The sequence below is a fragment of the Aeromicrobium flavum genome (assembly GCF_007992115.1).
In the GTDB taxonomy this organism is placed as follows: Bacteria; Actinomycetota; Actinomycetes; order Propionibacteriales; family Nocardioidaceae; genus Aeromicrobium; species Aeromicrobium flavum.
Genome location: NZ_BJZQ01000001.1, coordinates 557,951 through 578,679, shown reverse-complemented (window position 1 = coordinate 578,679; position 20,729 = coordinate 557,951). Strand labels below are relative to the sequence as shown.

The 20,729-nt window shown below is 65.8% G+C and carries 24 protein-coding genes; 17 read left to right on the top strand and 7 right to left on the bottom strand.

The genetic code is table 11. The features are described from left to right. The first annotated feature begins 323 nt into the window (after positions 1–323). Complete coding sequence (locus AFL01nite_RS02865) at positions 324–911, top strand: copper resistance CopC family protein (protein WP_146825592.1); 588 nt, start codon at positions 324–326, stop codon at positions 909–911. A gap of 366 nt (positions 912–1,277) precedes the next feature. On the opposite strand, the gene AFL01nite_RS02860 is transcribed toward AFL01nite_RS02865, so the two are convergent. The 3 genes from AFL01nite_RS02860 to AFL01nite_RS02850 are packed head-to-tail and all read right to left on the bottom strand — an operon-like array spanning position 1,278 to position 2,802. After that, positions 1,278–1,556 carry a hypothetical protein gene (locus AFL01nite_RS02860; RefSeq protein ID WP_146825590.1) on the bottom strand — a complete coding sequence of 93 codons (279 nt, stop codon included), beginning with the start codon at positions 1,554–1,556 and terminating at the stop codon, positions 1,278–1,280. Beyond that, positions 1,553–2,401: a cation diffusion facilitator family transporter gene (locus AFL01nite_RS02855; RefSeq protein WP_371862810.1), complete on the bottom strand. Its 849-nt coding sequence runs from the start codon at positions 2,399–2,401 to the stop codon at positions 1,553–1,555. Before AFL01nite_RS02855 ends, AFL01nite_RS02860 begins: the two co-directional genes overlap by 4 nt. A 59-nt stretch (positions 2,402–2,460) precedes the next feature. Beyond that, positions 2,461–2,802, bottom strand: a complete 342-nt coding sequence (locus tag AFL01nite_RS02850; RefSeq protein WP_146825587.1) for an ArsR/SmtB family transcription factor — start codon at positions 2,800–2,802, stop codon at positions 2,461–2,463. Between the two features lie 124 nt (positions 2,803–2,926). Between AFL01nite_RS02850 and AFL01nite_RS02845 the strand changes: the two genes are divergently transcribed. From AFL01nite_RS02845 to AFL01nite_RS15815, 6 genes are all read left to right on the top strand, one after another. Beyond that, on the top strand, positions 2,927–3,991 hold the full coding sequence (locus AFL01nite_RS02845) for a flavin-containing monooxygenase (protein WP_146825585.1): 1,065 nt from the start codon (positions 2,927–2,929) through the stop codon (positions 3,989–3,991). 49 nt (positions 3,992–4,040) lie between these two features. Further along, entirely contained in the window at positions 4,041–4,400 is a 360-nt protein-coding gene (cmtR, locus tag AFL01nite_RS02840) for a Cd(II)/Pb(II)-sensing metalloregulatory transcriptional regulator CmtR (RefSeq protein ID WP_146825583.1), read from the top strand. Then, entirely contained in the window at positions 4,397–6,313 is a 1,917-nt protein-coding gene (locus AFL01nite_RS02835) for a heavy metal translocating P-type ATPase (protein WP_146825581.1), read from the top strand. Before cmtR ends, AFL01nite_RS02835 begins: the two co-directional genes overlap by 4 nt. Further along, positions 6,313–6,918, top strand: coding sequence for a cadmium resistance transporter (locus AFL01nite_RS02830; protein ID WP_146825579.1), 606 nt, complete (start codon positions 6,313–6,315; stop codon positions 6,916–6,918). Before AFL01nite_RS02835 ends, AFL01nite_RS02830 begins: the two co-directional genes overlap by 1 nt. A 74-nt stretch (positions 6,919–6,992) precedes the next feature. After that, the gene (locus tag AFL01nite_RS02825) at positions 6,993–7,517 is read left to right on the top strand and encodes a signal peptidase II (RefSeq protein WP_222593361.1); all 525 of its coding nucleotides are present in this window, start codon (positions 6,993–6,995) and stop codon (positions 7,515–7,517) included. Continuing rightward, positions 7,435–7,992, top strand: a complete 558-nt coding sequence (locus tag AFL01nite_RS15815; RefSeq protein WP_486303504.1) for a VldE C-terminal domain-containing protein — start codon at positions 7,435–7,437, stop codon at positions 7,990–7,992. The genes AFL01nite_RS02825 and AFL01nite_RS15815 overlap by 83 nt, the downstream gene beginning before the upstream one ends. Here the strand turns inward: AFL01nite_RS15815 and merA are convergent. After that, on the bottom strand, positions 7,911–9,335 hold the full coding sequence (gene merA / locus AFL01nite_RS02820; protein ID WP_146825575.1) for a mercury(II) reductase: 1,425 nt from the start codon (positions 9,333–9,335) through the stop codon (positions 7,911–7,913). The genes AFL01nite_RS15815 and merA overlap by 82 nt on opposite strands. A gap of 111 nt (positions 9,336–9,446) precedes the next feature. On the opposite strand from merA, the gene AFL01nite_RS02815 reads away from it, so the two are divergent. The 3 genes from AFL01nite_RS02815 (at position 9,447) to AFL01nite_RS02810 (ending at position 10,259) form a co-directional block, all read left to right on the top strand. Continuing rightward, a complete protein-coding gene (locus AFL01nite_RS02815; protein WP_087623269.1) occupies positions 9,447–9,836 on the top strand; it encodes a heavy metal-responsive transcriptional regulator in 390 nt (129 codons plus the stop codon). A gap of 106 nt (positions 9,837–9,942) precedes the next feature. Next, positions 9,943–10,077: a hypothetical protein gene (locus tag AFL01nite_RS15680; RefSeq protein ID WP_281285720.1), complete on the top strand. Its 135-nt coding sequence runs from the start codon at positions 9,943–9,945 to the stop codon at positions 10,075–10,077. Positions 10,078–10,079: 2 nt separating this feature from the next. Then, positions 10,080–10,259: a hypothetical protein gene (locus tag AFL01nite_RS02810; protein ID WP_087623232.1), complete on the top strand. Its 180-nt coding sequence runs from the start codon at positions 10,080–10,082 to the stop codon at positions 10,257–10,259. Between the two features lie 34 nt (positions 10,260–10,293). Here AFL01nite_RS02810 and AFL01nite_RS02805 read toward each other — a convergent pair whose 3' ends face one another. Then, positions 10,294–11,562 carry a site-specific integrase gene (locus AFL01nite_RS02805; protein ID WP_186813786.1) on the bottom strand — a complete coding sequence of 423 codons (1,269 nt, stop codon included), beginning with the start codon at positions 11,560–11,562 and terminating at the stop codon, positions 10,294–10,296. Positions 11,563–12,018: 456 nt separating this feature from the next. Between AFL01nite_RS02805 and AFL01nite_RS15440 the strand changes: the two genes are divergently transcribed. The 7 genes from AFL01nite_RS15440 to lnt all read left to right on the top strand — a co-directional run bounded on the left by AFL01nite_RS15440 (position 12,019) and on the right by lnt (position 18,031). Continuing rightward, the gene (locus tag AFL01nite_RS15440; RefSeq protein ID WP_222593360.1) at positions 12,019–12,225 is read left to right on the top strand and encodes a DUF4177 domain-containing protein; all 207 of its coding nucleotides are present in this window, start codon (positions 12,019–12,021) and stop codon (positions 12,223–12,225) included. A 623-nt stretch (positions 12,226–12,848) separates the two neighbouring features. Then, positions 12,849–13,214, top strand: a complete 366-nt coding sequence (locus tag AFL01nite_RS02800) for a BlaI/MecI/CopY family transcriptional regulator (RefSeq protein ID WP_146825694.1) — start codon at positions 12,849–12,851, stop codon at positions 13,212–13,214. Next, positions 13,211–14,188, top strand: coding sequence for a M56 family metallopeptidase (locus tag AFL01nite_RS15770; RefSeq protein ID WP_222593359.1), 978 nt, complete (start codon positions 13,211–13,213; stop codon positions 14,186–14,188). Before AFL01nite_RS02800 ends, AFL01nite_RS15770 begins: the two co-directional genes overlap by 4 nt. Positions 14,189–14,358: 170 nt before the next feature. After that, a complete protein-coding gene (locus AFL01nite_RS02790) occupies positions 14,359–15,138 on the top strand; it encodes a cytochrome c biogenesis CcdA family protein (RefSeq protein ID WP_222593358.1) in 780 nt (259 codons plus the stop codon). 15 nt (positions 15,139–15,153) lie between these two features. After that, positions 15,154–15,768 carry a TlpA family protein disulfide reductase gene (locus tag AFL01nite_RS02785; RefSeq protein ID WP_146825569.1) on the top strand — a complete coding sequence of 205 codons (615 nt, stop codon included), beginning with the start codon at positions 15,154–15,156 and terminating at the stop codon, positions 15,766–15,768. 61 nt (positions 15,769–15,829) lie between these two features. Next, entirely contained in the window at positions 15,830–16,417 is a 588-nt protein-coding gene (locus AFL01nite_RS02780; RefSeq protein ID WP_146825568.1) for a CueP family metal-binding protein, read from the top strand. A 114-nt stretch (positions 16,418–16,531) separates the two neighbouring features. Beyond that, positions 16,532–18,031: an apolipoprotein N-acyltransferase gene (gene lnt, locus AFL01nite_RS02775; RefSeq protein ID WP_307724446.1), complete on the top strand. Its 1,500-nt coding sequence runs from the start codon at positions 16,532–16,534 to the stop codon at positions 18,029–18,031. A 34-nt stretch (positions 18,032–18,065) separates the two neighbouring features. Here lnt and ccsA read toward each other — a convergent pair whose 3' ends face one another. Together ccsA and resB are read right to left on the bottom strand one after the other, a co-directional pair. Beyond that, positions 18,066–18,980 carry a cytochrome c biogenesis protein CcsA gene (ccsA, locus tag AFL01nite_RS02770; RefSeq protein ID WP_146825564.1) on the bottom strand — a complete coding sequence of 305 codons (915 nt, stop codon included), beginning with the start codon at positions 18,978–18,980 and terminating at the stop codon, positions 18,066–18,068. Further along, a complete protein-coding gene (gene resB, locus AFL01nite_RS02765) occupies positions 18,977–20,542 on the bottom strand; it encodes a cytochrome c biogenesis protein ResB (protein ID WP_146825563.1) in 1,566 nt (521 codons plus the stop codon). The genes ccsA and resB overlap by 4 nt, the downstream gene beginning before the upstream one ends. Positions 20,543–20,729: the final 187 nt, after the last annotated feature.

The following is a 20,729-nucleotide window of genomic DNA, read 5'->3' as shown; positions in this document are numbered from 1 at the left end:
CACCCTCTCCCGCGTATCCACCACAGTCGTCGTTGCCGAGCCGGAGGCGCCTGATCACGAGGCACCAATCGGTCCCCTGCTGTCGGACCCTGAGGAGTGCAACCTCCCCGAGTGGCGGCGCGCCCCCGCCGACGAACTATCATACTTAGTAGATCATCTCCACGCCAGCGACGTCGATGCCCAGGTGGCCACGACAGCGACAGTTGTGCGTAGCCTCCTGAACTCAAGGAAGAACCGTGACCAACCAAGACCGCGCCCCACACTCCTGCCGATCCCCCAAGACTCCCCTCGGCCATCCGCGGGGTACGTGGCCGGTCCGCACGGTGACCGCAGTCTTCGTCACGCTCCTCATGTTCGCTCCTGCTGTGCCAGCGCAGGCGCACACGGGCCTCATCTCGTCCGATCCGGCGAATGACTCCGCCGTGCAAACGACTCCCGAACGCATTCAGTTGCGGTTCACCGACCCGATGTCCAGCGAGTTGTCCGAGGTCAGCATCACCATTGGCACATCGCCCCGGCGGGTGTTGGTCGTGGATCCGGAGACTAGCGGGTCAACCGTCTCGGTGGATCTCTCGGACGTAGAATTACCGCCGTCCCCGCGCGGTTCCGGTGACGTCGCGTGGGATGTGGCCTACCGGGTGATCTCGGCCGACGGCCACCCCGTTGATGGCACCATCCGGTTCACGGCGCCACTCCCGCCGGCCACAAGCTCGGCAGACACCAGCTCTCATGGGAGCAAGTCCCCGAAGGCAGAACCGTCGACGGCTGCCGCGAACTCGCATGGCGACGACTTTCGAAGCACTGCCATTCTGATCGGAGTGGGGGTCGGCCTGGCGTGCCTGCTCCCGCTGTCGATCTTGCTCTGGGTGATCAAGCGAGACCAACGCCGCCGGGGGGCGACCAGCGACTGACGTTCTCCACACCACTCACCCGTTTCTCACGTCGTCGGTGTCATCCGACCGGACGCAGGTTGCCGTGTGGATCTACTTCAGCCTCGCGATGCCGTCCTCGCGAGCGCCTCGATGGTGCCAGCCCACGGACCGAGCGCCACTGGGCTTCGACTCTCCATTCTGTAGTGCTGTCGATGTGCAGCGACTCGGTCACCGATCGCGGCGCCTGACGCCGCAGCAGAACTGCGTGGAGTCGATCGACAAGTCGGCGTGACGAAGTAAGCTCACCGACGACCCACACTGGACGTAGTGTGGCCTCCGCGAACGGGCCGACGGACAGTCGCTGCGAACCGCGACGGCACGGCTGTCGGGCGGCGGGGCTCAGCCCTAGTCGGCGGCCGAGGGGCTCGAAGTCACACTATTGGCCAGCCCCGTTGGCGGAACATCCGGAAAGCTCTGATCGGCCCCGCTGCTCTGTTCACGGTCTGTCGCGCTGTCGCCGAGCCACGGCTGTTGGGCTCGCCGCATCATCCTCACGAACGACCAGAGGAGCAAACCCACCAGTATGAACAGCCCCAGGGTGTAGATACCGGCCAGCCAGCCGATGGGTTCGCTCCCGTCCGCATTGATCCCCTGCTCCATCATGACCTCGAGTGGGATCCTCACCAGCTCACTTCCTCGCACTGTTGAGTGGGGGCCAATTCCGTCTGCAGGGTGGCGTGCTCGATCCCATACGTGGTGGCCAGAACTCCCTGGGCCTTGGTCAGGACCAGCTGCCCGTCAGAGCCCTTCTCCACCACGAGATGCGCGGTCGCGACGTTCATGCCGGACGTGAGGGTCCAGAGGTGAAGGTCATGCACGCCCGCAACGCCCGGGAGTGCTTCGAGCGTCTCGACCACCTCGTCCACGACGATGCCTTCGGGGACCTGTTGGCCGAGGACGGCCAGCACCTGGCGGCCGAGCACCACCGCTCGTACGGCAACGAAGATGCCGATCGCCACGGCGACGAGCGTGTCCCAGATGGGCTGTCCACTGACGGCCACCAGGATGCCCGCGGCGATCACACCCACGCTTCCCGCAGCGTCGGCAACCACCTCGTAGTACGCACCCTTGACGTTCAGGGACTCGCGCGATCCCTCGCGCAGGAGCAGCATCGAGACGATGTTGACGACCAAACCGAGTGCTCCCACCACGAGCATCGTCCCGGTGGCAACCTCAGGAGCGTCGCCAATTCGACTGATCGCCTCGATGACGACATACGCCGCCACGCCGAGCATGATCAGCACGGTGAAGCCTGAGGCGAAGACCTCGGCCCGGTACGAGCCGTAGGTCTTGCGGCCCGTGGTGTCCAGCCGCGTCGCGATCCGCGTCGCGACGAGCGCGGCCCCCAAGGCCACCACGTCGGCGGACATGTGCCCGGCATCGGAGATCAGGGCCAACGAGTTCGACATGAGACCGAAGACCAACTCGACGAGGAAGAACGCGAACACCAGCACGAAGGTGACCGCCAAGCGCCACCGGTGGCGACCCCCGGCGTGACCTGCAGCACCGTGGCCGTGACCCGCGCCCATCACCGATCACCCTCCACGCCGGCATCGCCGCTGACACCGTGGCCGGGATCGACTGCCAGGACCAGCTCGTTCAGGTCGCCCAGGGCGTGACCCAGCCGCTGATCGGCCAATTCGTACCGGGTGCGGCGCCCCTGGGGTACCGCGACCACCAGCCCACAGCCACGCAAGCACGCCAAGTGGTTCGAGATCGACTGTCGACTCACGTCCAACGCGTCGGCCAGGTCGGCTGGGAACGCGGGTGAGTCACGCAGAGACATGAGGATCTTGGCGCGCGTCGGATCGGACAGGGCGTGACCGAATCGGGCAAGCGCATCCAGAGCGGTCGAGGCTGCAACGTTCATGAGCTGATAGTACATCTAGTCCTGAATTCATTCAATCTTGTAGTGTCAGTTCGGCGCCCACCGTGACGCCTACTATCTTGAATAGTAGCGGCGTCCCCGTGTCGCCAGTTCAGAAGGAGTCGTAGTGTCACCAACGTCCCCGCCGGAGTCGCTTCCCGTCGCCATCGTGGGGGCTGGGCAGGCCGGACTCGCGATGTCGCATGCGTTGCTCGAGCGGGGCCTACGGCCAGCCGAGGACTTCGTCCTCCTGGACGCAGGATCCGCCCAGACGCTTTCCTGGCGTCGCCGCTGGGATTCACTCACCCTGTTCACGCCGGCTTGGCACTCTCACCTTCCTGGGCTTGGGATGCCAGGGGCTCAAGGGCGCTACCCGTCATCGAAGGAGGTCGCCGAGTATCTCGATCTCTACCGCGCGAGCCTTGGCGTGGAGCCAAAGTGGGGTACGCGCGCCGTTTCCGTCCACCCACAGCGGGACGACTCCCTGGTCCTTCAAACGTCGACGGGATCGTTGCGCGCTCGCGCGGTCGTGGCGGCGACCGGGCCTTTCGCGATCCCCCAGTACCCCGGCTTCGCTAACGACATAGCCGTCGACGGAGCCAACCTCCACAGCGACGCCTACCGGAACCCTGACCAACTCTCCGACGGTCCGGTCCTCGTCGCCGGCTCCGGAAATACCGGGATTCAGATCGCTAGGGAGCTCTCGGCTCATCGTTGTGTGTCGATCGCCCAAGGCTCTCCACAACCGCGCCTTCCGCAGCGACTGCTCGGAGTCGACCTCTTCAGGTGGCTGCAACTGACGGGAGGGCTCTCGGTGCCGTCCAACGGTCGCATTGGACGCCGCATCTCACGGCGCGAGTTGGTGGTGGGCCCAGGTCTGGTCGACCTGGCCTCGAGAGGCGTCCACCTTCTGCCTCGTGCGGTGGATGGGAACCGCGACAGGATCTCGTTCGCCGACGGCGTCGAGCGCAGATTCGAGTCGGTGATCTGGGCTACTGGCTATCGCAACGGGTTCGGGTGGTTGCCCGAAGCGGTCGTCGGCGCGGACGGCACTCTTGATCAGCAGGACGGACGAACTCCGATCAGGGGGTTGTACGTCCTCGGAGATGCGTGGCTTCGCAACAGGGGCTCAGCTCTTCTCGGAGGGGTGGGCACGGACGCTCGACTGATTGCCCGGCACATCGTCCCGTGACTCGCGCGGGCCTTCGCCAATGGTCAGCGCCCAGTGTATAGTTCAGCGCGTGCTGACCATTGCTACGCGACTCGACGTCATGAACCGGCTCGGCCGTGCCATGGCCGACCCCACGCGCTCCCGCATCCTGATGACCCTGCTCGAGGGACCGAGCTATCCCGCCGTGCTGTCGCGCGAGTTGGAGCTGACGCGCTCCAACGTCTCGAACCATCTGACGTGTCTGCGCGACTGCGGCATCGTGGTGGCGGAGGCCGAGGGTCGTCAGACACGCTATGAGATTGCCGATCCCCATCTCGCCGCCGCCCTCGTCGCCCTGGTGGACGTGACCTTGGCCGTGGACGTTCACGCGCCGTGCGTGGACTCGACGTGCACCGTGGCGGGCTGCTGCGAGACGGGGGCGGGCGCATGAGCGCGGCGTGTGGATGCGACCACGATTCTGTCCCCACGACGGGCGAGGAGTTCGAGGACTCGGAGCGGCCGTGGTGGAAGGACAGAGGGGTCATGGTGCCGGTCTTCTCGGGTCTGGCATTCCTCGCCGGCCTGGTCGCCGAATGGTCCGGGGCCGAGACTCCCGCCCTGGCGCTCTTCTGGGTCGGTCTCCTCTTGGGCGCCTCGACCTTCACCCCTGGCGCGATCCGAAACCTGTTCAAGGGCAAGCTCGGGATCGGCCTGTTGATGACGATCAGCGCGATCGGCGCTGTCATTCTCGGCTACGTCGAGGAGGCCGCGGCGCTGGCGTTCTTGTACTCGATCGCGGAGGCCTTGGAGGACAAGGCGATGGACCGGGCGCGCGGAGGGTTGCGGGCGTTGCTCAAGCTCGTGCCCGAGACGGCGACGGTGCTCCGTGACGGTGTCGCGGAGCAGGTCCAAGCCAAGGATCTGGTCGTCGGCGACGTGATGATGGTCCGACCTGGCGAGCGGATCGCGACGGACGGACTCGTCCGCTCAGGACGGTCGAGCCTGGACACCTCGGCCATCACCGGTGAGTCGATCCCGGTCGAGGTCGAGCCGGGTGACCCGGTGTCAGCCGGGGCGATCAACAGTGCTGGCGCGCTGGAGATCGAGACCACTGCGGCCGGTACTGACAACTCGCTCACCACGATCGTGGAGCTGGTCGAGCAGGCTCAGGCAGAAAAGGGCGATCGCGCCCGGCTCGCCGACCGGATCGCGCGGCCCCTCGTCCCGGGGGTCCTGATCCTTGCTGTGCTCGTCGCGCTCCTCGGATCGATCCTGGGCGACCCAGACGTGTGGATCACTCGCGCCCTCGTCGTGCTGGTGGCGGCGTCGCCCTGTGCGCTGGCGATCTCCGTCCCTCTGACCGTCGTCGCCGCCATCGGTGCGGCCAGCAAGTTCGGCGTGATCGTCAAATCCGGTGCGGCCTTCGAACGTTTCGGCACCGTCCGCCACGTCGCCGTCGACAAGACCGGCACTCTCACCCGCAATGAGCCTGCCGTCACCGCGGTCCTGGTGGTCGAAGGCATCACCGAGGCTCAGGGACTGGCGTGGGCTGCCGCGTTGGAGCAGCACAGCACACACCCGCTCGCCGCGGCGATCACCGCGGCCGCCCAGGACGTTCCCCTGGCTGCGGAGGTGACCGAGCAGGCCGGACACGGCATCGAAGGCACCGTCGACGGTTCGAAGATCACTGTCGGCAGCCCGCGCTGGCTCGACGCCGGAGAGCTCGGCGCGCGTGTCGAGGAGCTCGAAATGCAGGGCATGACGGTCGTGATCGTCCACCGCGACGGCGCCCCGGTCGCGGCGATCGGCGTCCGCGACGAGCTGCGCCCCGAAGTCCCCGACGTCGTGCGCACCCTCACCGATCACCGAGTGGGCGTGACCATGCTCACCGGCGACAACGCTCGAACCGCTCGAGCTCTCGCCGCGCAGGCCGGGATCGACGATGTCCGCGCCGAGCTCCGACCCGAGGACAAGGCCGCTGCGATCACCGAGCTGTCCGAAGCGGGATCGGTCGCCATGATCGGCGACGGCATCAACGACGCCCCGGCTCTCGCCGCCGCGGACATCGGCATCGCCATGGGAGCGACAGGCTCCGACGCGGCGATCGAGTCCGCCGACGTTGCCTTCACGGGCCATGATCTGCGCCTCATCCCGCGGGCATTCGAACACGCGCGGCGTGGACGGCGCATCATCAACCAGAACATCATCCTGTCGCTGCTGATCATCGCCGCGCTGCTTCCACTCGCACTGTTCGGTGTCTTGGGGCTGGCCGCCGTTGTGCTGGTCCACGAGATCGCGGAGGTCATCGTGATTCTCAACGGGCTGCGCGCCGCCCGCACTCCCGCGCCGCGATTGGAGGGCTGATGCTGACGACTGTCGGTTCGGCCATTGGCCTGTTCGCGGCTACCAACATCGATGACATCGTGGTGCTCACCGTGCTGTTCCTCGCCTCCCGCAATGGGAGTCCGCGCCCGTGGCAGATCGTCGGGGGGCAATACGTCGGATTCATCACGCTTGTCGCGATCAGTGTGGTCGCCGCGCTCGGCTTGACGATCGTGCCGGATCAATGGGTCGGACTGCTCGGACTGATCCCTCTCAGCATCGGCATCTGGACGCTCATCCGCGGTTTGCTTCGCAAGCGCAACGGCGAGGACAGCGATTTGACCCTCGCAGCCGGGCTCTGGAGTGTCGCCGGGATAACAATCGCCAATGGGGCTGACAACATCTCGCTCTACACGCCGATTTTTCGCACCAGCGCCCCGGCCGACGTCGCGGTCATGATTGCGGTCTTCCTCGTCCTCGTCGCCGTTTGGTGCGCCGCTGGACGACTGATCGGAACCCGCGAGGTCGTCACTGAGGCGCTGGAGCGCATCGAGCACTGGCTCGTGCCCACGGTCTTCATTGGTTTGGGCCTGTTCATCCTGATCGAGTCCGAGGTCATCACCCGGTTCTTCGAGGTCATCGGATGACTCGTCGACCGAGGGCGAGGGCGAATCAGGATTCGGCCGAAGGGGTGCGCCGTGGGGGTCGCTGGCGGTTCGCGGTGACGGCCCTCCTGCTTGGCGGGCTCGTCGTTCTTGTCGATCAGTGGACCAAGAGCTGGGCCGAGAGCACCCTCATCGAGGGTGAGCGGACGCCGTTGGTTGGAAGCCTGTTCGGCCTTCAACTGGCGTACAACCCGGGCGCGGCGTTCTCCTTTGGCGAAGGGTTCACGTGGGTGTTCGCCTTGGTCTCTGTCGCCGCTGTGGTCGTCGCGACGGTTTTCGCGTTTCGCGTTCGGCAGCTCGGGTGGACGCTCGTGGTCGGTGCGCTGGGCGGAGCTGCAGCCTCTCACGCCAGCGACCGGCTGTTCCGCGAACCAGGATTCGGCCGTGGACACGTCGTGGACTTCCTTGCCTACGGCAATCTGTTCATCGGGAACTTCGCCGACATCGTGATCGTCACGGGGGCGGTGGCCGGAGCCCTCCTGATGTGGCGGGAGGAGCGTGCCCGCGAGCAGGCTTCGACTACGACGATCCTCCGCCGGCGAATTGCCGAGAACCTTCCACCCGAGGACGGCACGCGCTAAGAGATTCACCGGAGCAAACCCTCGTCTCTGGTTGAGATCGGCTCAGCTCGAGAGTCACTTCCCGGGCTCGTCGTGGGCGTGCTGGCGGCCGGGCGAGCCGGCGACGAACGACCACGCCGCCGGCCGAGCGTGCGACGGGACCTTCGGCAACGCCATCGGCACGCGAGCCGTCGGCGCTGCCCTCGAGAACGGCTGGAACGCGACGAACGGGCTCAAGGCGAATGCCGAGCGTATCGGGGTCGAGTACCATCGAACGCTCGGTCAAGTCGAATTCGGCGGAGGCACCGAGATGACCGGGACAGCGGGTACGGCCAGGCCTTCCGCTGCGCGAGCGCAAGAACCGTCCGCATCGGCGGCATCGCCCTCGCCTGTGAGTACCAGTGCCGACCGCGTTCACGCGCAGCACGACAGCTGTGAGACGTCGGTGGTGAAGGCTCTTGCGGCGAGCCGGAGTCCTTCGGTCATGGTGAGATAGGGGGCCCACGCGTCGACGACTTCGGCGATGGTCTTGCCGAGCAGGTGGACTCCGGTGGCGGCGAGCTCGCCGGCGTCCTTGGCGACGGCAGTGATGCCGAGAATCTCGCTTGTGTCGGCGTTCACGACGATCTTGATGAAGCCACGGGTATCGCGGTTGACCAGTGCTCGGGGCACGTGGTGCAGCGGCAGGACGCGGCAGTCGCAGCGGATTCCCGCGCCTATCGCCTCCTTCTCGGTCGTCCCGACCGCGCCGATCGCGGGGCCGGTGAACGTCACCCGCGGCAGACGAGAGTAGTCGACGGTCCGGTCGACGTGGAGGAACGCGTTCTCGGCCACGAGGGTGCCGTGGTGGGCGGCGACGTAGACGAACTCGGGGTGCCCGGTCACGTCGCCCGCGGCCCAGATCCGCCGATTCGAGGATTGCATCCTGTCGGAGACGACCACCTCGCCGGACTCCCCTGTCTTGACTCCGACAGAGTCGAGATTGAGTCCGTCGGTGACGGGGCGGCGTCCGAGGGCTACCAGGACTTGGTCGGCGCGGAAGTCCTGCGAGACGCCGGATACGTCCGCGGTCACCACGACCAGCCCGGTCCCTGCGGCCCGGGTCACCCGGGTGGGCACCGCGCGGCGGACGACGCGGATGCCCTCATCGGCGAAGACGTCCTCAAGCGCCCAGGAGACTTCAGGCTCCTCCTTCGATGCGAGTCGGGAGCGGGCCAGCAGCGTGACCTCGGAGCCGAGTCGGGCGAACAGTTGGGCCTGCTCCAAGGCGACGTAGCCACCGCCGAGGACGAGGAGAGACCTGGGGACCTCGAGCAGCTCCATGGCCGTGGTCGAAGTCAGGTACCCCGCGCTATCCAGGCCGTCGATCGGCGGGACCCACGGTCGAGCGCCGGTTGCGACCATGTAGTGCTCGGCCTCGACGGTCGCGGCCATCCCATCGGCGGCGGTGATGTTCAGCATCGGCGCATCAGGCGAGCCCGCGAACGCGGCGACTCCCTGACGCACTTGCCAGCCGTAGGATTCAGCAACGTCGGCGTATTTCTCGCCCCGCAGCGACTCGACCAGCGCCACTTTTCCGGCGACCAGCGCGGGCATGTCGATTGGGCCCGCCGTCGTTGAGATCCCCGGGAAACGGTCCGGGGCGTCGGCGGCGGAGTACCGCGCGCCAGCCGCGGCAATGAGCGCCTTCGACGGCACGCACCCAGTGTTCACGCAGGTCCCGCCGAGCGTGCCGCGCTCGACCATCACCACCGACTTTCCCAGCGCGGTCGCGCGGATCGCCGCGGCGAACGCCCCGCCGCCCGATCCGATGATGGCAAGGTCGTACTTCGTAGGCATCGCTGCTGTCTCCTTCAACCCTTCGGTCTTCTTCTGATCTGTTCAGCCATACTTGACGTTCCAGTGCAGGGGAAGGTCAAGCGTGCTCCTGCCGAACGAGAGGTGACCGCGATGCGCATCGGGGAACTGGCCGCTGCGGCTGGGACCACTCCGAAGACTCTCCGCTTCTATGAGGAGTCGGGACTGCTGCCCCCAGCCGATCGGACGCCGTCGGGTTATCGGGACTACGCGCCCGACGCTGTCGCCCGGATCGACTTTGTTCACCGCGGCCAGGCGGCGGGACTCACCCTCGCTCAGATCCGCCAGATCCTCGACATCCGCGATGACGGCGCCGCGCCGTGTGAGCACGTGCGCGATCTGCTCGACGAGCGCCTAGCCGAGATCGAGCAGCAGATCGCTAGGCTCACCGCCCTGCATGACACTATTGCCGAACTCAGGCACGACGCCGCGCAGCCGGACCCCGACACGTGCAGTCCCGAGCAGGTCTGCCGCTACCTATAGTTCTCCGCATCGGGAAGGAGACAGACCGCGGCCGGCCACCCGGTCGCGATGCCAGCACGCCCCAGCGTCATGGCCCGCCCGATGCACGCGTGAACACCTGCAGGGCGTGACCCATCGACTCCCCGAGATGCCGCCCGCGTCCAGTCCGGACGTCGGCGCCTTAGGTGCGGACGCGAGCCTGCGCCGTCTCGTCGGCGCCCTACTCACGCATGGCCTGCTGGCCGCGGTCCTGAACTACTGATCGTGGACGACTCCACCGGGGACGTACGGATCGACAAGGACGTCAAGACCCTCGACAACGGATTCGCTGGGTTCTGGCTGCCCTTCGACATCGAAGGGGCGATGACGATCCGTTCGGACGACAAGACCGGCAGCGTCGAGTTCGACACCGAAGCCGACGCACCGACGCACCCACCTGCCTGACCACCCTTCAATTGGCTTGAGGTCCCTATACCCCCTAGGGGTATAGTGGCCATATCTTGACGGCCGCGCCAATGCGTCGCCCTTCCAGCGCTGTCTGAACGATCTCGGAGATCAGCTCATCGCCCGCCGGCAGCAAGTGCCCGTAGGTGTCGATCGTCGTGGTGATCGACTCGTGTCCCAGCCGTGCCTGGATAAGGGGTAACGGTGCGCCACCCGCGATGAGCCAAGCCACGTGAGTGTGGCGCAGATCGTGGAATCGGAACGGCGCGACGCCGGCATCCTGCAACTCCACGCTCAACGGCTGCCACACCCGTTCGTAGAAGTCGCTGTTGTGGATGGCCAGCCCGGTCGGCGAGGTGAAAACGAAGTCGTCTGCGGCGCGACCCTCCACGTAGGGGTGCAGCAGGTCGACGATCGCCGGAGCGATCGTGATCGTGCGCCGCGATTTTGGTGTCTTGGGGTTGCCCAGGTGATGTCCGCGCATGGCGTGCTTGGCGCGCACGAGCTTCTTCAGCCAGCCCGGCGTCTCAGTCTCCCCGTCCTCTCCGTCGCGCTTCCACGCCTTGTTGACGCGTACGGTGCCGCGTTCGAGATCGATATCGCTGCACCACAGCGCAGTGACCTCACCGAAGCGCAGGCCGGTCCCCACCGTGAGGGTGAGCATGTCGCCCGCATCAGCCGCGAGCAGCGCTGCGGTGCCGAACTCGGCCTCGGTGAGAAACCGCAGGTCCGCCTGCGACTGCCTGATCCGCGATCGTTTGGGCGCGGTCCGCGCACACGGATTCTCCACCACGTGACCCCGCTCCATCGCATACGTGAAGATGCCGAAGAGCAGTCCGTGGTAGTTCGCCTTGGTCATCAGTGCGCGGTCCCAGTCGATGAGCCATGCCTTGATTTCCTTCTCCGCGATCGCATCGATCTGGCGGTCGAAGATCCTCGCGTCGCGGATCTCAGTCAGTGTGAGAACGCGGACCTGGGACAGGTATCTCCTACGTTGGCCCGGCGAGAGCTCGACGATCTGGCGCACATACTCCTCGGCGACCTCCGCGAAACTCTGCGGCGGCACGTAGCGGTCGTCCCGGGACCGGACGAAACCTTCGCCCTTGACCCAGCCATCCGGCCAGTGGTTCCCCGCAGCCTCGACCATCTTCTTGAAGCCCTCGGCCCGGGCGAGGTTCTGCTCATTGCTGCCTGCGCTGAAGGTCTCCTCCTGGCGCGCTGCTCCCCGGCCACCGCCCAAGCGCCACAGGACTCTCGCCGAGAGTCCTCTGTCAGCTCGTTTCCGTTGTTCGATCCATGCCATCTGGGTGCTCCTCTGACGCTGGTTAGGTGTCATCGGTGCGCCCCGCGAGGCCGACATGTGCCCCCATGGTGCCCCCATGGCGACAAATGAAAAATGGCCCCGCCAGCGTTTCCGCTGGTCAGGGCCACATTCGCGAGTGTGTCCGAGGGGGGACTTGAACCCAAGCGACGCTCTCTGGCGTTCCAGGCAAAATCAGTTCTCGCCTGCAATTCCAGCGAGCGTTACCTACCGTTGCGTCCCGTTACGTCGGAAGTGTGCCCCCTGGGGGTGCACCGATCTGAAGTTCGTACTGTCCATCGTAGTCGTCGCCCTATTGCTCCTTGGCGGCCCGTAAAGGACGCCCCACGAGACGCCGACAGCGGCCCGATAGCGCAAGATCGACCTCCTTTGGTCGGCACACTCAGCACCCAGTTCATATGGCACCGAAAGGTGCAGCTGCCCCCTATGGTTTGTTTCATGCCAAGCGACAGCAAGCTCTTCGTGACGTCACTTCCGGTCTTTTTTGACGTCGATCCGATTCCGGGGAAGGAGTTCACGTTTCCTCAACTGGACTCCTACTTGGACAACTACGCGAAGCAGGGGTGGGAGCTTGTACAGATGAACTCGACGCTTGTCTCTGAGTTCATGCTCTTTTCGTTCGCGTGGAGGACACCCACCAGCTAGACCGTGACATCGCCATGCGCCCTTACGAGCGGGAATTGGCCGGGCGCACGCCTGACCGGAGGCACGAGACCCCACTGGCGAGAGCGAGAGGGTCTTGCAGTCTCCGAGACGACACACGCCGGGTCGGTGAGTTTTGCGCCCATAAGCGGCGACAGATCTCGGCGTACGTCCTGCCACCGACCTACGCTCATTCGTCGATGGAAGCGTGCCATTGACGGATCGGTCGGAGCGGGGGTCTCGCGGCTGGCTGCCTGGATTGAACCTGCGACCCCTGACGAGTCCGAGCTCCGTACGAGCCAAGACGGTGGGTACCGAGAACCGCGGAAATCCCTCCAATGGTAGGGATGATCCCTTCGGGTCACTTCCGACGATACCCGACTACCTGCAACGAGAACTGGGCCAATCAGGCCACAAAGCGGCCAGTATGGGACGCGCTTCGTTCGATCCAGTCGAGTCGTGTCCCAACTGAGTACGAGCAAACCGATGCCCCCCTCTACGCGCACCGAGCGGTAGACGGCGTTCCTAGGTCACGCCATCTGTCACTGCGTCGATGCGGGCCACGGCGAACCAGATTCACGGACCCCGGATACGATGTCCCATAGTAGACCGAGAGTTGGTGAGTGATGGGCCCGCTGGAGACGTCCGTGATGCAGCGACTGTGGGCTGTCGAACAGCCCCAGACCGTACGCGAGGTCCAGGAGTTCATGGCGACTGACCGGACCATTGCCTACACGACAGTCATGACTGTGCTGGACAACCTCCATGGCAAGGGGTTCGTGACGCGTGAGCGTCAGGGCCGCGCCTACGTCTACAGCCCGCGCGAGACTCGCGAGGAGTACACCGCCTCATTGCTCGGCAACGCACTCGCCGACGGCGGGGACCGGCGCGGGGTGCTGATGCACTTCGTCGACCGCCTGGATGAGGAAGCCTTGGCGTCTTTGCGTCAACTCCTCCAAGAGCCGGGGAATGACCCCGAGGGCGTCCCATGAACCATGCGGCGGGGTTCTTCGCCCTGGCAGGGGCATTCATGCTGGCCGGCCACTTCGGGCTTGGTCGTGCTCGTTGGACGCATCGCTCCCCACGGCTCGCCATTGCGTTCTGGCAGGCCCTCGCGGGCGCGGTCGTAGTTTCCCTGCTGCTCGGGTCGATCTGCCTCGCACTGCCCGGGTTCTCGCCGGTGGGCACCGCAGGAGAGATTCTTCACGCTTGCTTCGTCGAGCTTCGGCGACAGTACTCAACCCCGGCCGGGGCGGCGGTCAGCGCCGTTGGATTCGGACTGTTCTTCCTGGTGATGGGGCGCGTTGCCCGAGCACTCGCGAGGCATCATCGCGAGGCGACTCTCGCCCGCCGCCAGCACCGTCAGGCTCTTGCTCTCGTCGAAAGCCCACTCGGTCAGGACGTGGTCGTGCTCGATCACGGTTCCGCGGCTGTCTACTGCATTCCCGATGGACGCAGGTCGCGCCGGGGGAAGATCATCGTGACCCGCGGGGCCGCCGACCACCTGACCGCCAGGCAGTTGGAGTTGGTCCTGCGACATGAGCGAGTTCACCTCGCCGCGCGTCACGATCGTCTGGTCCAACGGTCGCTGGCTCTCGCGGAGGCACTCCCGCTCCTGCCCTTCTTCGGCGTCGCTCACCAGGAGATCGCCGATCTCGCGGAGATGCATGCTGACGACGGTATCGGGACCGAGGACGGCCCCGAACTTGCCTCAGCGCTGCTCCAACTCGCCGTCATGACCCCATCGCGTGTTCCCTCCGGCGCCTTGGCCGCCACAGGAGGCGCGACGCTGGCTCGGGCACGACGACTGGTTCAGCCGCAGCCGCCGCTCCGCCGGATGACCACTGGTCTGATCGTGGCGGCAATCGTGGGGACGAGTGCGGCGCCGGCGCTCCTGACCGCCTACTCGGGCGGGGAGAGCGGCTTCACTCACGCTTGTTGCAGTCGCCCCGCTCTCTTCTCCTGACTCAAACGGCGGGCCGCCAATGCGACAACCCGAGGCTCTCGAGCACCATGTACTATCTTCCTTAGTAGATGGATCAACGTTCGTTCTCGACCGACTAGGGGTATGACCGTGGTGCGACAAGGGCCGATGGGTCCATGCACTCGAGGTGCCGGTGAGCTCGGCGGACTCCCATGATCGAGCTGCAGGAAACCATCCTCTCCGGATCGCTGATCCTCGCAATGCTCGTAGCGGTGATCGCTGGCGTCGTCTCCTTCTTCTCACCGTGCTCCCTCCCCCTCGTGCCCGCATACCTCTCTTACGTCGCGGGAGTCGAGGGGCAGGAATCAACCGTGGCGCGCCAACTACGCGGCGAGGCTTCTCATGGCCGCGGGCGCACACTGGTCGGCGCCGGACTGTTCGTGCTGGGATTCGCTGCCGTATTCACCAGCTACGGCGCGCTCTTCGGCATCCTCGGTTCCCAACTCGTTGAGCACCAGGACCAGATCATCCGCTGGTCCGGAGTCCTCACGGTGCTGATGGGCCTGGGCTTCGCGTTGTCCGGCTCGGGCCTTCGGTTCGTGAACAGAACCGTCCGACTCAAGTACCGGCCGCGCGTCGGCCTGGCCGGTGCCCCTCTACTCGGAATCGTCTTCGGAGTCGGGTGGACCCCCTGCATCGGACCCGCGCTCGCGGCGGTACTCGCTCTGGCCACAACGTCAGCCACCGCGGGACGAGGAGCTGGCCTCGCCTTCGCGTACAGCTTGGGCCTGGGGATCCCTTTCCTGATTGCCGCGTTCTCCGTGACCAACTGGATGCGACGCACCGCATGGGCTCGCAAGCACTCCGCGAACATGGCTCGAGTCGGCGGCGGTTTCCTCATTGCTCTGGGCGTCCTGCAACTGACCGGATGGTGGTCCGAACTGATGGCCGCCACCCAAGGCCTTGTCGACACGTGGAATCCTCCGATCTGAAAGCGGTCCTGACCCGTGACTACTCCATCTCGAACCCCCCACCGCACCAGGAAGAGGACTCTCGCAGCACTTGCCGTCCTGGCGACGCTCGGCATTCTCGCGTGGTGGTGGTCCAGCAACGCGTCCACACCAACATCGGCCGCCCGAGCCGACGGAGGATCAATCATCGAGGAGTACGAATCGGCGGATCGCGTCCAGTCGCGGCCGTTCAAAGCCCGCTTGCTCAGCGGGAAGACCATCGACACGGACAGCTTGCGCGGCGAGGTGACCGTCTACAACGTGTGGGGTTCATGGTGCGTCCCTTGCGCGACCGAGGCACCTGACCTCGTCGAGGTCGCCCATCAGTACGGAGATGCGGTGACATTCATGGGCATCAACGTTCGAGACAACGAGGCGGCGGCACGTGCCTTCGAACGCGATTACGAGATCCCGTACGACAGCGTGATCGCTCAGGACTCCTCGACGGCGACATTGTCGTTCGGTGGAGCCCTGACGACTTCAGCGGTCCCCACGACACTCGTGGTGGATCGCCGGGGCAGAGTTGCCGCCCGTGTCATTGGTCCGGCCACCGCTGCAACGCTGCGCAGCCTGCTCGAAGCAGTACTCCGGGAGACGGACGACGTCCCGTGATGGCACAGAACCCACAGGTCACGACCACCAGATCCACGTGAAGAATAGGAAACGCACACCGATGAAGAGACTGTTCTGTATCGCGATTCTCGGGATCCTCGTCCTGTCCGCTTGCGGCAGCCCGTCAGAACGCGGCGGGAACGAAATTGCGAAGGGCGAGTCCGCTGACACGCAACAGATCCTGGAGCCGTATGGGCTCGCCGGAAAATCTGCAGATGAGGTGATCAACGCGTTGGATCGCCTCCCGGTGGACCAGCGACCGACTGACCTGATGGCCTCGGTGAGAGCGAACGAGCTGATCCTCAGCGCTGGCGGCAGTGAAGGCAGCGTCCCGTTGGACCGTGACCGCTTCTACCTGTCCGCAGCACCCTTCATTTCGCAAACGCACGAGTGCTTCTTCCACTCGCTGACCACGTGCAAGGGCGAGTTGGGTGACACCGAGGTGCGCGTGAAGATTGTGGACAAGACCAACGACACGGTGATCGTGGACGAGGACGTCGAAACGTACTCGAACGGGTTCGTCGGATTCTGGCTGCCGGCCGACATCGAGGGGACCATGTCGATTCGCCTGGGCGACAAGACAGGGACCGTTGACTTCACCACGAAGCCGGACGCACCCACGTGCGTGACAACGCTCAAACTCGTCTGACTCGATGTGCCGCCTGGGGTGGTCCGGGTGATCGTTTTCGAGACCACCTCGAGGGGCCCGCTTCGCCGACTCTTGCCTGACTTCTCGGCCGCGCCCACGAGCCTGGTCCCACGCATGGGGTCTTCAGTCATCGCCATGAGCCTCGGGGGGCTCCTGGCGGCATCGTCCTTCGAGCCACTCGGATTCCGCGTGGCGGCTCCTGTCGCGATGGCACTCCTGTGGTGGGGAATTCAACGCGAGTCTCGGAGCCGTGCGCCAGTACTGGGCCTGTGCTTCGGACTCGCGTACATGCTTCCGCTGCTCTGGTGGTTGGACGAATCCATCGGCACGGCCGCGTGGCTGGCACTCGGTACGGCACAAGCTCTCTTCCTTGCGATCGCCAGCCTGGGCATCCGGGTGGTCCGCGACGTGCCTGCGGCGCCGCTGTGGGGCGGGCTGATCTGGGTCAGCGCGGAGACGATACGAAGCAGCTGGCCTCTGGGCGGGATGCCTTGGGGGCGACTGGGAGTCACCGCCCTCGATTCGCCGTGGGAGCCCGCCCTTGCTCACCTCGGTATCGCCGGCACCAGTCTGCTGGTCGCGACGACCGGGTTCGGGGTGGCCCACCTCGTCCTGCTCCCCCGGCGCGTCATGGTCCTGTGGCTCGTGATTCCGATGACCATCGGCCTGGTCGCGGCCACGCTGCCCTTCCGCGTCCCCAGCGTTGGATCCGCTCGAGTCGCGGTGGTTCAGGGCGGGGTGCCGGGCGACGGCACCGACCTGGTCGCACACCACCGGGCCGTCACCCGCAATCATCTCGCGGCCACCCAGCGGCTGGCGACGTCACTGACGGCGCAAGGGCGATCGGTGGACCTGGTGGTGTGGCCAGAGAACGCCACTGCCCTTGACCCGGCCGGGGATCCCGCCCTGAGTGAGGCGATCGGTGATGCGGCAGTGGCTGTCGACGCGCCAGTGCTCGTCGGCGCGATCGTCGACGGTCCCCGTCCTGAGCAGGCGTTCAACCGGGGAGTCCTGTGGTCCTCCGATGGCATTCCCGTCGACTCCTACACCAAAGCTCACCCGGTGCCGTTCGGCGAGTACATCCCTTGGCGACCGATCATCGGTGACCGGTTCTCGCGCTTCGAGGAGATCCCTCGCGACATGCTGCCCGGGAGCGGACAGGTGCCGTTGCAGGTCAACGGCGTGCCGGTCGCCGACGCCATCTGCTTCGACGTGGCGTACGACGACGTGCTGCCCGCCCAAGTGAGACGCGGCGCTCACGTGGCCGTGGTGCAGACCAGCAACGCCACGTTCACCGGCACCGCTCAACCGGCACAACAGTTCGAGATCACTCGCGCTCGAGCCGTCGAACTGGGCAGGGACGTCGTGGTGGCATCGACCAACGGTGTCTCGGGGTTCATCTCAGCGGACGGCTCGGTCCGCGCACGGAACCAGTCCCGAGGCACCGAGGTGTTGATCGAGACGGTGCAGCTTCGTGCTGGTCTCACTCCGGCGGTGCGCTTCGAGCAACAACGCACGCTGGTGATCGTCGGTGGCGCCATGGTCGCCCTGCTTCTCGCAGCATGGCGATACGCAGCGTCGAGACGAGCCCGACGCGCCAGCGATCCCGCGTGAGGAGCAGCGCGCCGGGCTCCGTGCGTCGCGGGTCTCAGACTCCTGCGTAGGAGTGGAGTCCCCCGACCCACATGTTGACGCCGATGAAGTTGAACAGGAACGCGATGTACCCCGCGATGCTGAACCAGGCAGCGCGTTTGCCCTTCCACCCGGCGGTCGACTGGGCGTGGAGGTACGCGGCGTAGAACACCCAGGTGATGAAGGCCCAGGTCTCCTTCGGATCCCAGCCCCAGTAGCGTCCCCACGCTGCTTCGGCCCACACCGCGCCGGCGATGACCGCGAACGTCCAGACGGGGAAGGCGAACACGATCAACCCGTAGGAAACCCGCTCCAGCATCTCGTCACGCTCGGGGTGACGCCCGGGCCTGAACAGCTGGACGGCCGAGGTCACCGCTGCGACGGTGAACGCGCCGCCCGAGACGATCGCGGCCCCTACGTGGATCGCCAACCAGTACGAATCGAGAACGGGGATCAGCGCATCAACGGGCGTGTACAGGACGGTGACCGCGCTTCCGAGAGTCACGAGCACCAGTCCGATCACCCAGATCCCCAGCCTGTGGAGCGGATACCGGGACAGGCCCGCGACATAGGCTCCGAGAATCGCGGTCGAACCCACGATCGCGAACTCGTACATGTTTCCCCACGGCGCTCGCTCGGCCGCGATTCCGCGTGCCAGGACCGCGGCCGCATTGAGTACGAGGCCCATCACGACCATGACCGACGCGATCCGCGCGGTCCGCTCGCTCCACGGCGCGCCCACCTCGGGCGGGTGCTCGAGGGCGTCTCCCGCCGCTGAGGACGCGGCGGCGGGTGTGGTCACTGGTTCCTTCGCGACTCCTCGCTGCCGTGTGGTGCGTTGAGCCATGCTCACCGCATAGAGGCAGAACGCCAACGCGAGGATCATCATGGTGGCGACGACAAGGTCGTCCGACAGCCGAGCCCAGGTCATGACGGGGTCCTTTCCAAGGATTCATTGAGGCTGAGTAGTTCTCGTTCGAGGCGGACCAGATCCGCGGGGGGAAGATCCCTGCGGGTCAGCGACTGGCCGGCGATCTCCACCGTGACCGTCGGCCCGGAGTCAGTGGCACGGACCCACACCCGCCTGCGACGTATGAGCAGCGACGTGGTGAGGCCGATCATCAGGAAGATCGCTGCGACCAGCGAGATCTCCTTGCCCGGGTCATAGGCGATCTGGAAGTTGGCAAACCGTGACACGCCATCGAAGGTGATGCTGCCGGCTCCGTCGGGCAGCTCCAACGAGTCGCCCACCCGCATCTGCTTCTGAGCCACTTCCTCCATGCCGTCGAGCTTGATGGCGTACACCGACTGAGGAGCACCCCGGTCCATCCCGAGATCACCGGTGTAGGCAGTCAGGTCCAACCGCGGGGCAATCAAACCGGGGAACTGCGAGCGGTCGCCCTCATTGGTGGGAGCCGTCGGCAAGAAGAGACCCTCGAACCCGAGCTGTGTCGGCTGGGCGTTCGGCGCCTTGACGACTCCGTCGCTCGTGAAGTTGTTCTCGATCGGCAGGAAAATCACCGGACCGGCGAACACGACCTCACCGGTACCGTCGCGGACCGTGACGCGCGGCGCGTAGCCGTGCCCCGTGAGGAACAACTTGGTTCCCTCGATGTCGAGGGGCTGATTGGGTTTGATGCTGGCGGACTTCTCTGTTCCGTCGGCCTGCAGGTAGGTCACCGTGGCGTCGAACTTGCGAGGCTCCCCCGCACGCGCACCGCTGAGGGCGAACTCGGCGTCCAAGCCGTCCAAGGTGACCGAGAACGGAGTCAGCTCATCGACGCGGGTGAGGGCCGACCGGGAGAACTCGTCGTAGGACGACTCGACGTTGGTGAAGGTGTCCCCGTCGGCGAGCGCGGCTCGACCTTCGAACCCGAGGAGCTTGCCACTGGCCATGCCCACCAACAACAGCAACAGCGAGAGGTGGAACATGAGGTTCCCGACCTCGCGGACGTAGCCCTTCTCCGCCCGGACTTCCCCAGGCGCCTGCACGACCCGGTAACCGCGCCGCGAAAGAATCTCAGTTGCGCGTCGCAGCACCGAGCCACGGTCTGACTGCACGGACAGCTCGCGATGACCATCCATCCGCGACAAGCGGGTCGGAGCACGTGTCGGCTCCGCGCGACACTCCTGCCAGAGCTTCGCGCATCGAGGGAGGACACAGCCGGTCATGGACACGAGCAGCAGCAGGTACACCGCCGCGAACCACGGAGACGCGTAGACGTCGAACAAGAAGAGTCGGTCGAGCCATGGCGCCATGGTGGGATGGTCTCGGTAGAAGAGGGGGACGGCCGCGGGATCGGTCGCCACGTTCCGTTGTGGCAGGAACGATCCGGGGATCGCCGCCAGCGCGAGCAGCGCCAGTAGGATCACGGCGGTCCGCATCGACGTCAGCGTTCGCCACGCCCAGCGGCCCCAGCCCCACCCGTAGACAGTCCGGGTTGGCGTCGGCGACTTCGACTGATCTCTCTCCTTGAGCGCCTCGTCGACCATGGCTGGAGTCTACTATGCTTCCTAGTAGTTGAACTCTCGCCTTCAACGTGTGTGCGACCGCCCCGGTCGACCAACCGGGAGCCTCGGACCCGGCGCAGTCCCGGAGTCTTCATGGAACCTTGAGGACTGAGCGTGGTCGCTCTTCACATTCGGGAGGCAGACTCGCTGGCGTACTGAAGACGACCAG

Bases quoted from the DNA above. Each gene is read 5' to 3' on its own strand.
- AFL01nite_RS02850 (WP_146825587.1), bottom strand. From the start codon at position 2,802: ATGAACGTTGCAGCCTCGACCGCTCTGGATGCGCTTGCCCGATTCGGT.
- AFL01nite_RS02835 (WP_146825581.1), top strand. From the start codon at position 4,397: ATGAGCGCGGCGTGTGGATGCGACCACGATTCTGTCCCCACGACGGGC.
- AFL01nite_RS02830 (WP_146825579.1), top strand. From the start codon at position 6,313: ATGCTGACGACTGTCGGTTCGGCCATTGGCCTGTTCGCGGCTACCAAC.
- merA (WP_146825575.1), bottom strand. From the start codon at position 9,335: ATGCCTACGAAGTACGACCTTGCCATCATCGGATCGGGCGGCGGGGCG.
- AFL01nite_RS02815 (WP_087623269.1), top strand. From the start codon at position 9,447: ATGCGCATCGGGGAACTGGCCGCTGCGGCTGGGACCACTCCGAAGACT.
- AFL01nite_RS02805 (WP_186813786.1), bottom strand. From the start codon at position 11,562: ATGGCATGGATCGAACAACGGAAACGAGCTGACAGAGGACTCTCGGCG.
- AFL01nite_RS15440 (WP_222593360.1), top strand. From the start codon at position 12,019: ATGCCAAGCGACAGCAAGCTCTTCGTGACGTCACTTCCGGTCTTTTTT.
- AFL01nite_RS02800 (WP_146825694.1), top strand. From the start codon at position 12,849: ATGGGCCCGCTGGAGACGTCCGTGATGCAGCGACTGTGGGCTGTCGAA.
- AFL01nite_RS15770 (WP_222593359.1), top strand. From the start codon at position 13,211: ATGAACCATGCGGCGGGGTTCTTCGCCCTGGCAGGGGCATTCATGCTG.
- AFL01nite_RS02790 (WP_222593358.1), top strand. From the start codon at position 14,359: ATGATCGAGCTGCAGGAAACCATCCTCTCCGGATCGCTGATCCTCGCA.
- AFL01nite_RS02780 (WP_146825568.1), top strand. From the start codon at position 15,830: ATGAAGAGACTGTTCTGTATCGCGATTCTCGGGATCCTCGTCCTGTCC.
- lnt (WP_307724446.1), top strand. From the start codon at position 16,532: ATGGGGTCTTCAGTCATCGCCATGAGCCTCGGGGGGCTCCTGGCGGCA.
- ccsA (WP_146825564.1), bottom strand. From the start codon at position 18,980: ATGACCTGGGCTCGGCTGTCGGACGACCTTGTCGTCGCCACCATGATG.
- resB (WP_146825563.1), bottom strand. From the start codon at position 20,542: ATGGTCGACGAGGCGCTCAAGGAGAGAGATCAGTCGAAGTCGCCGACG.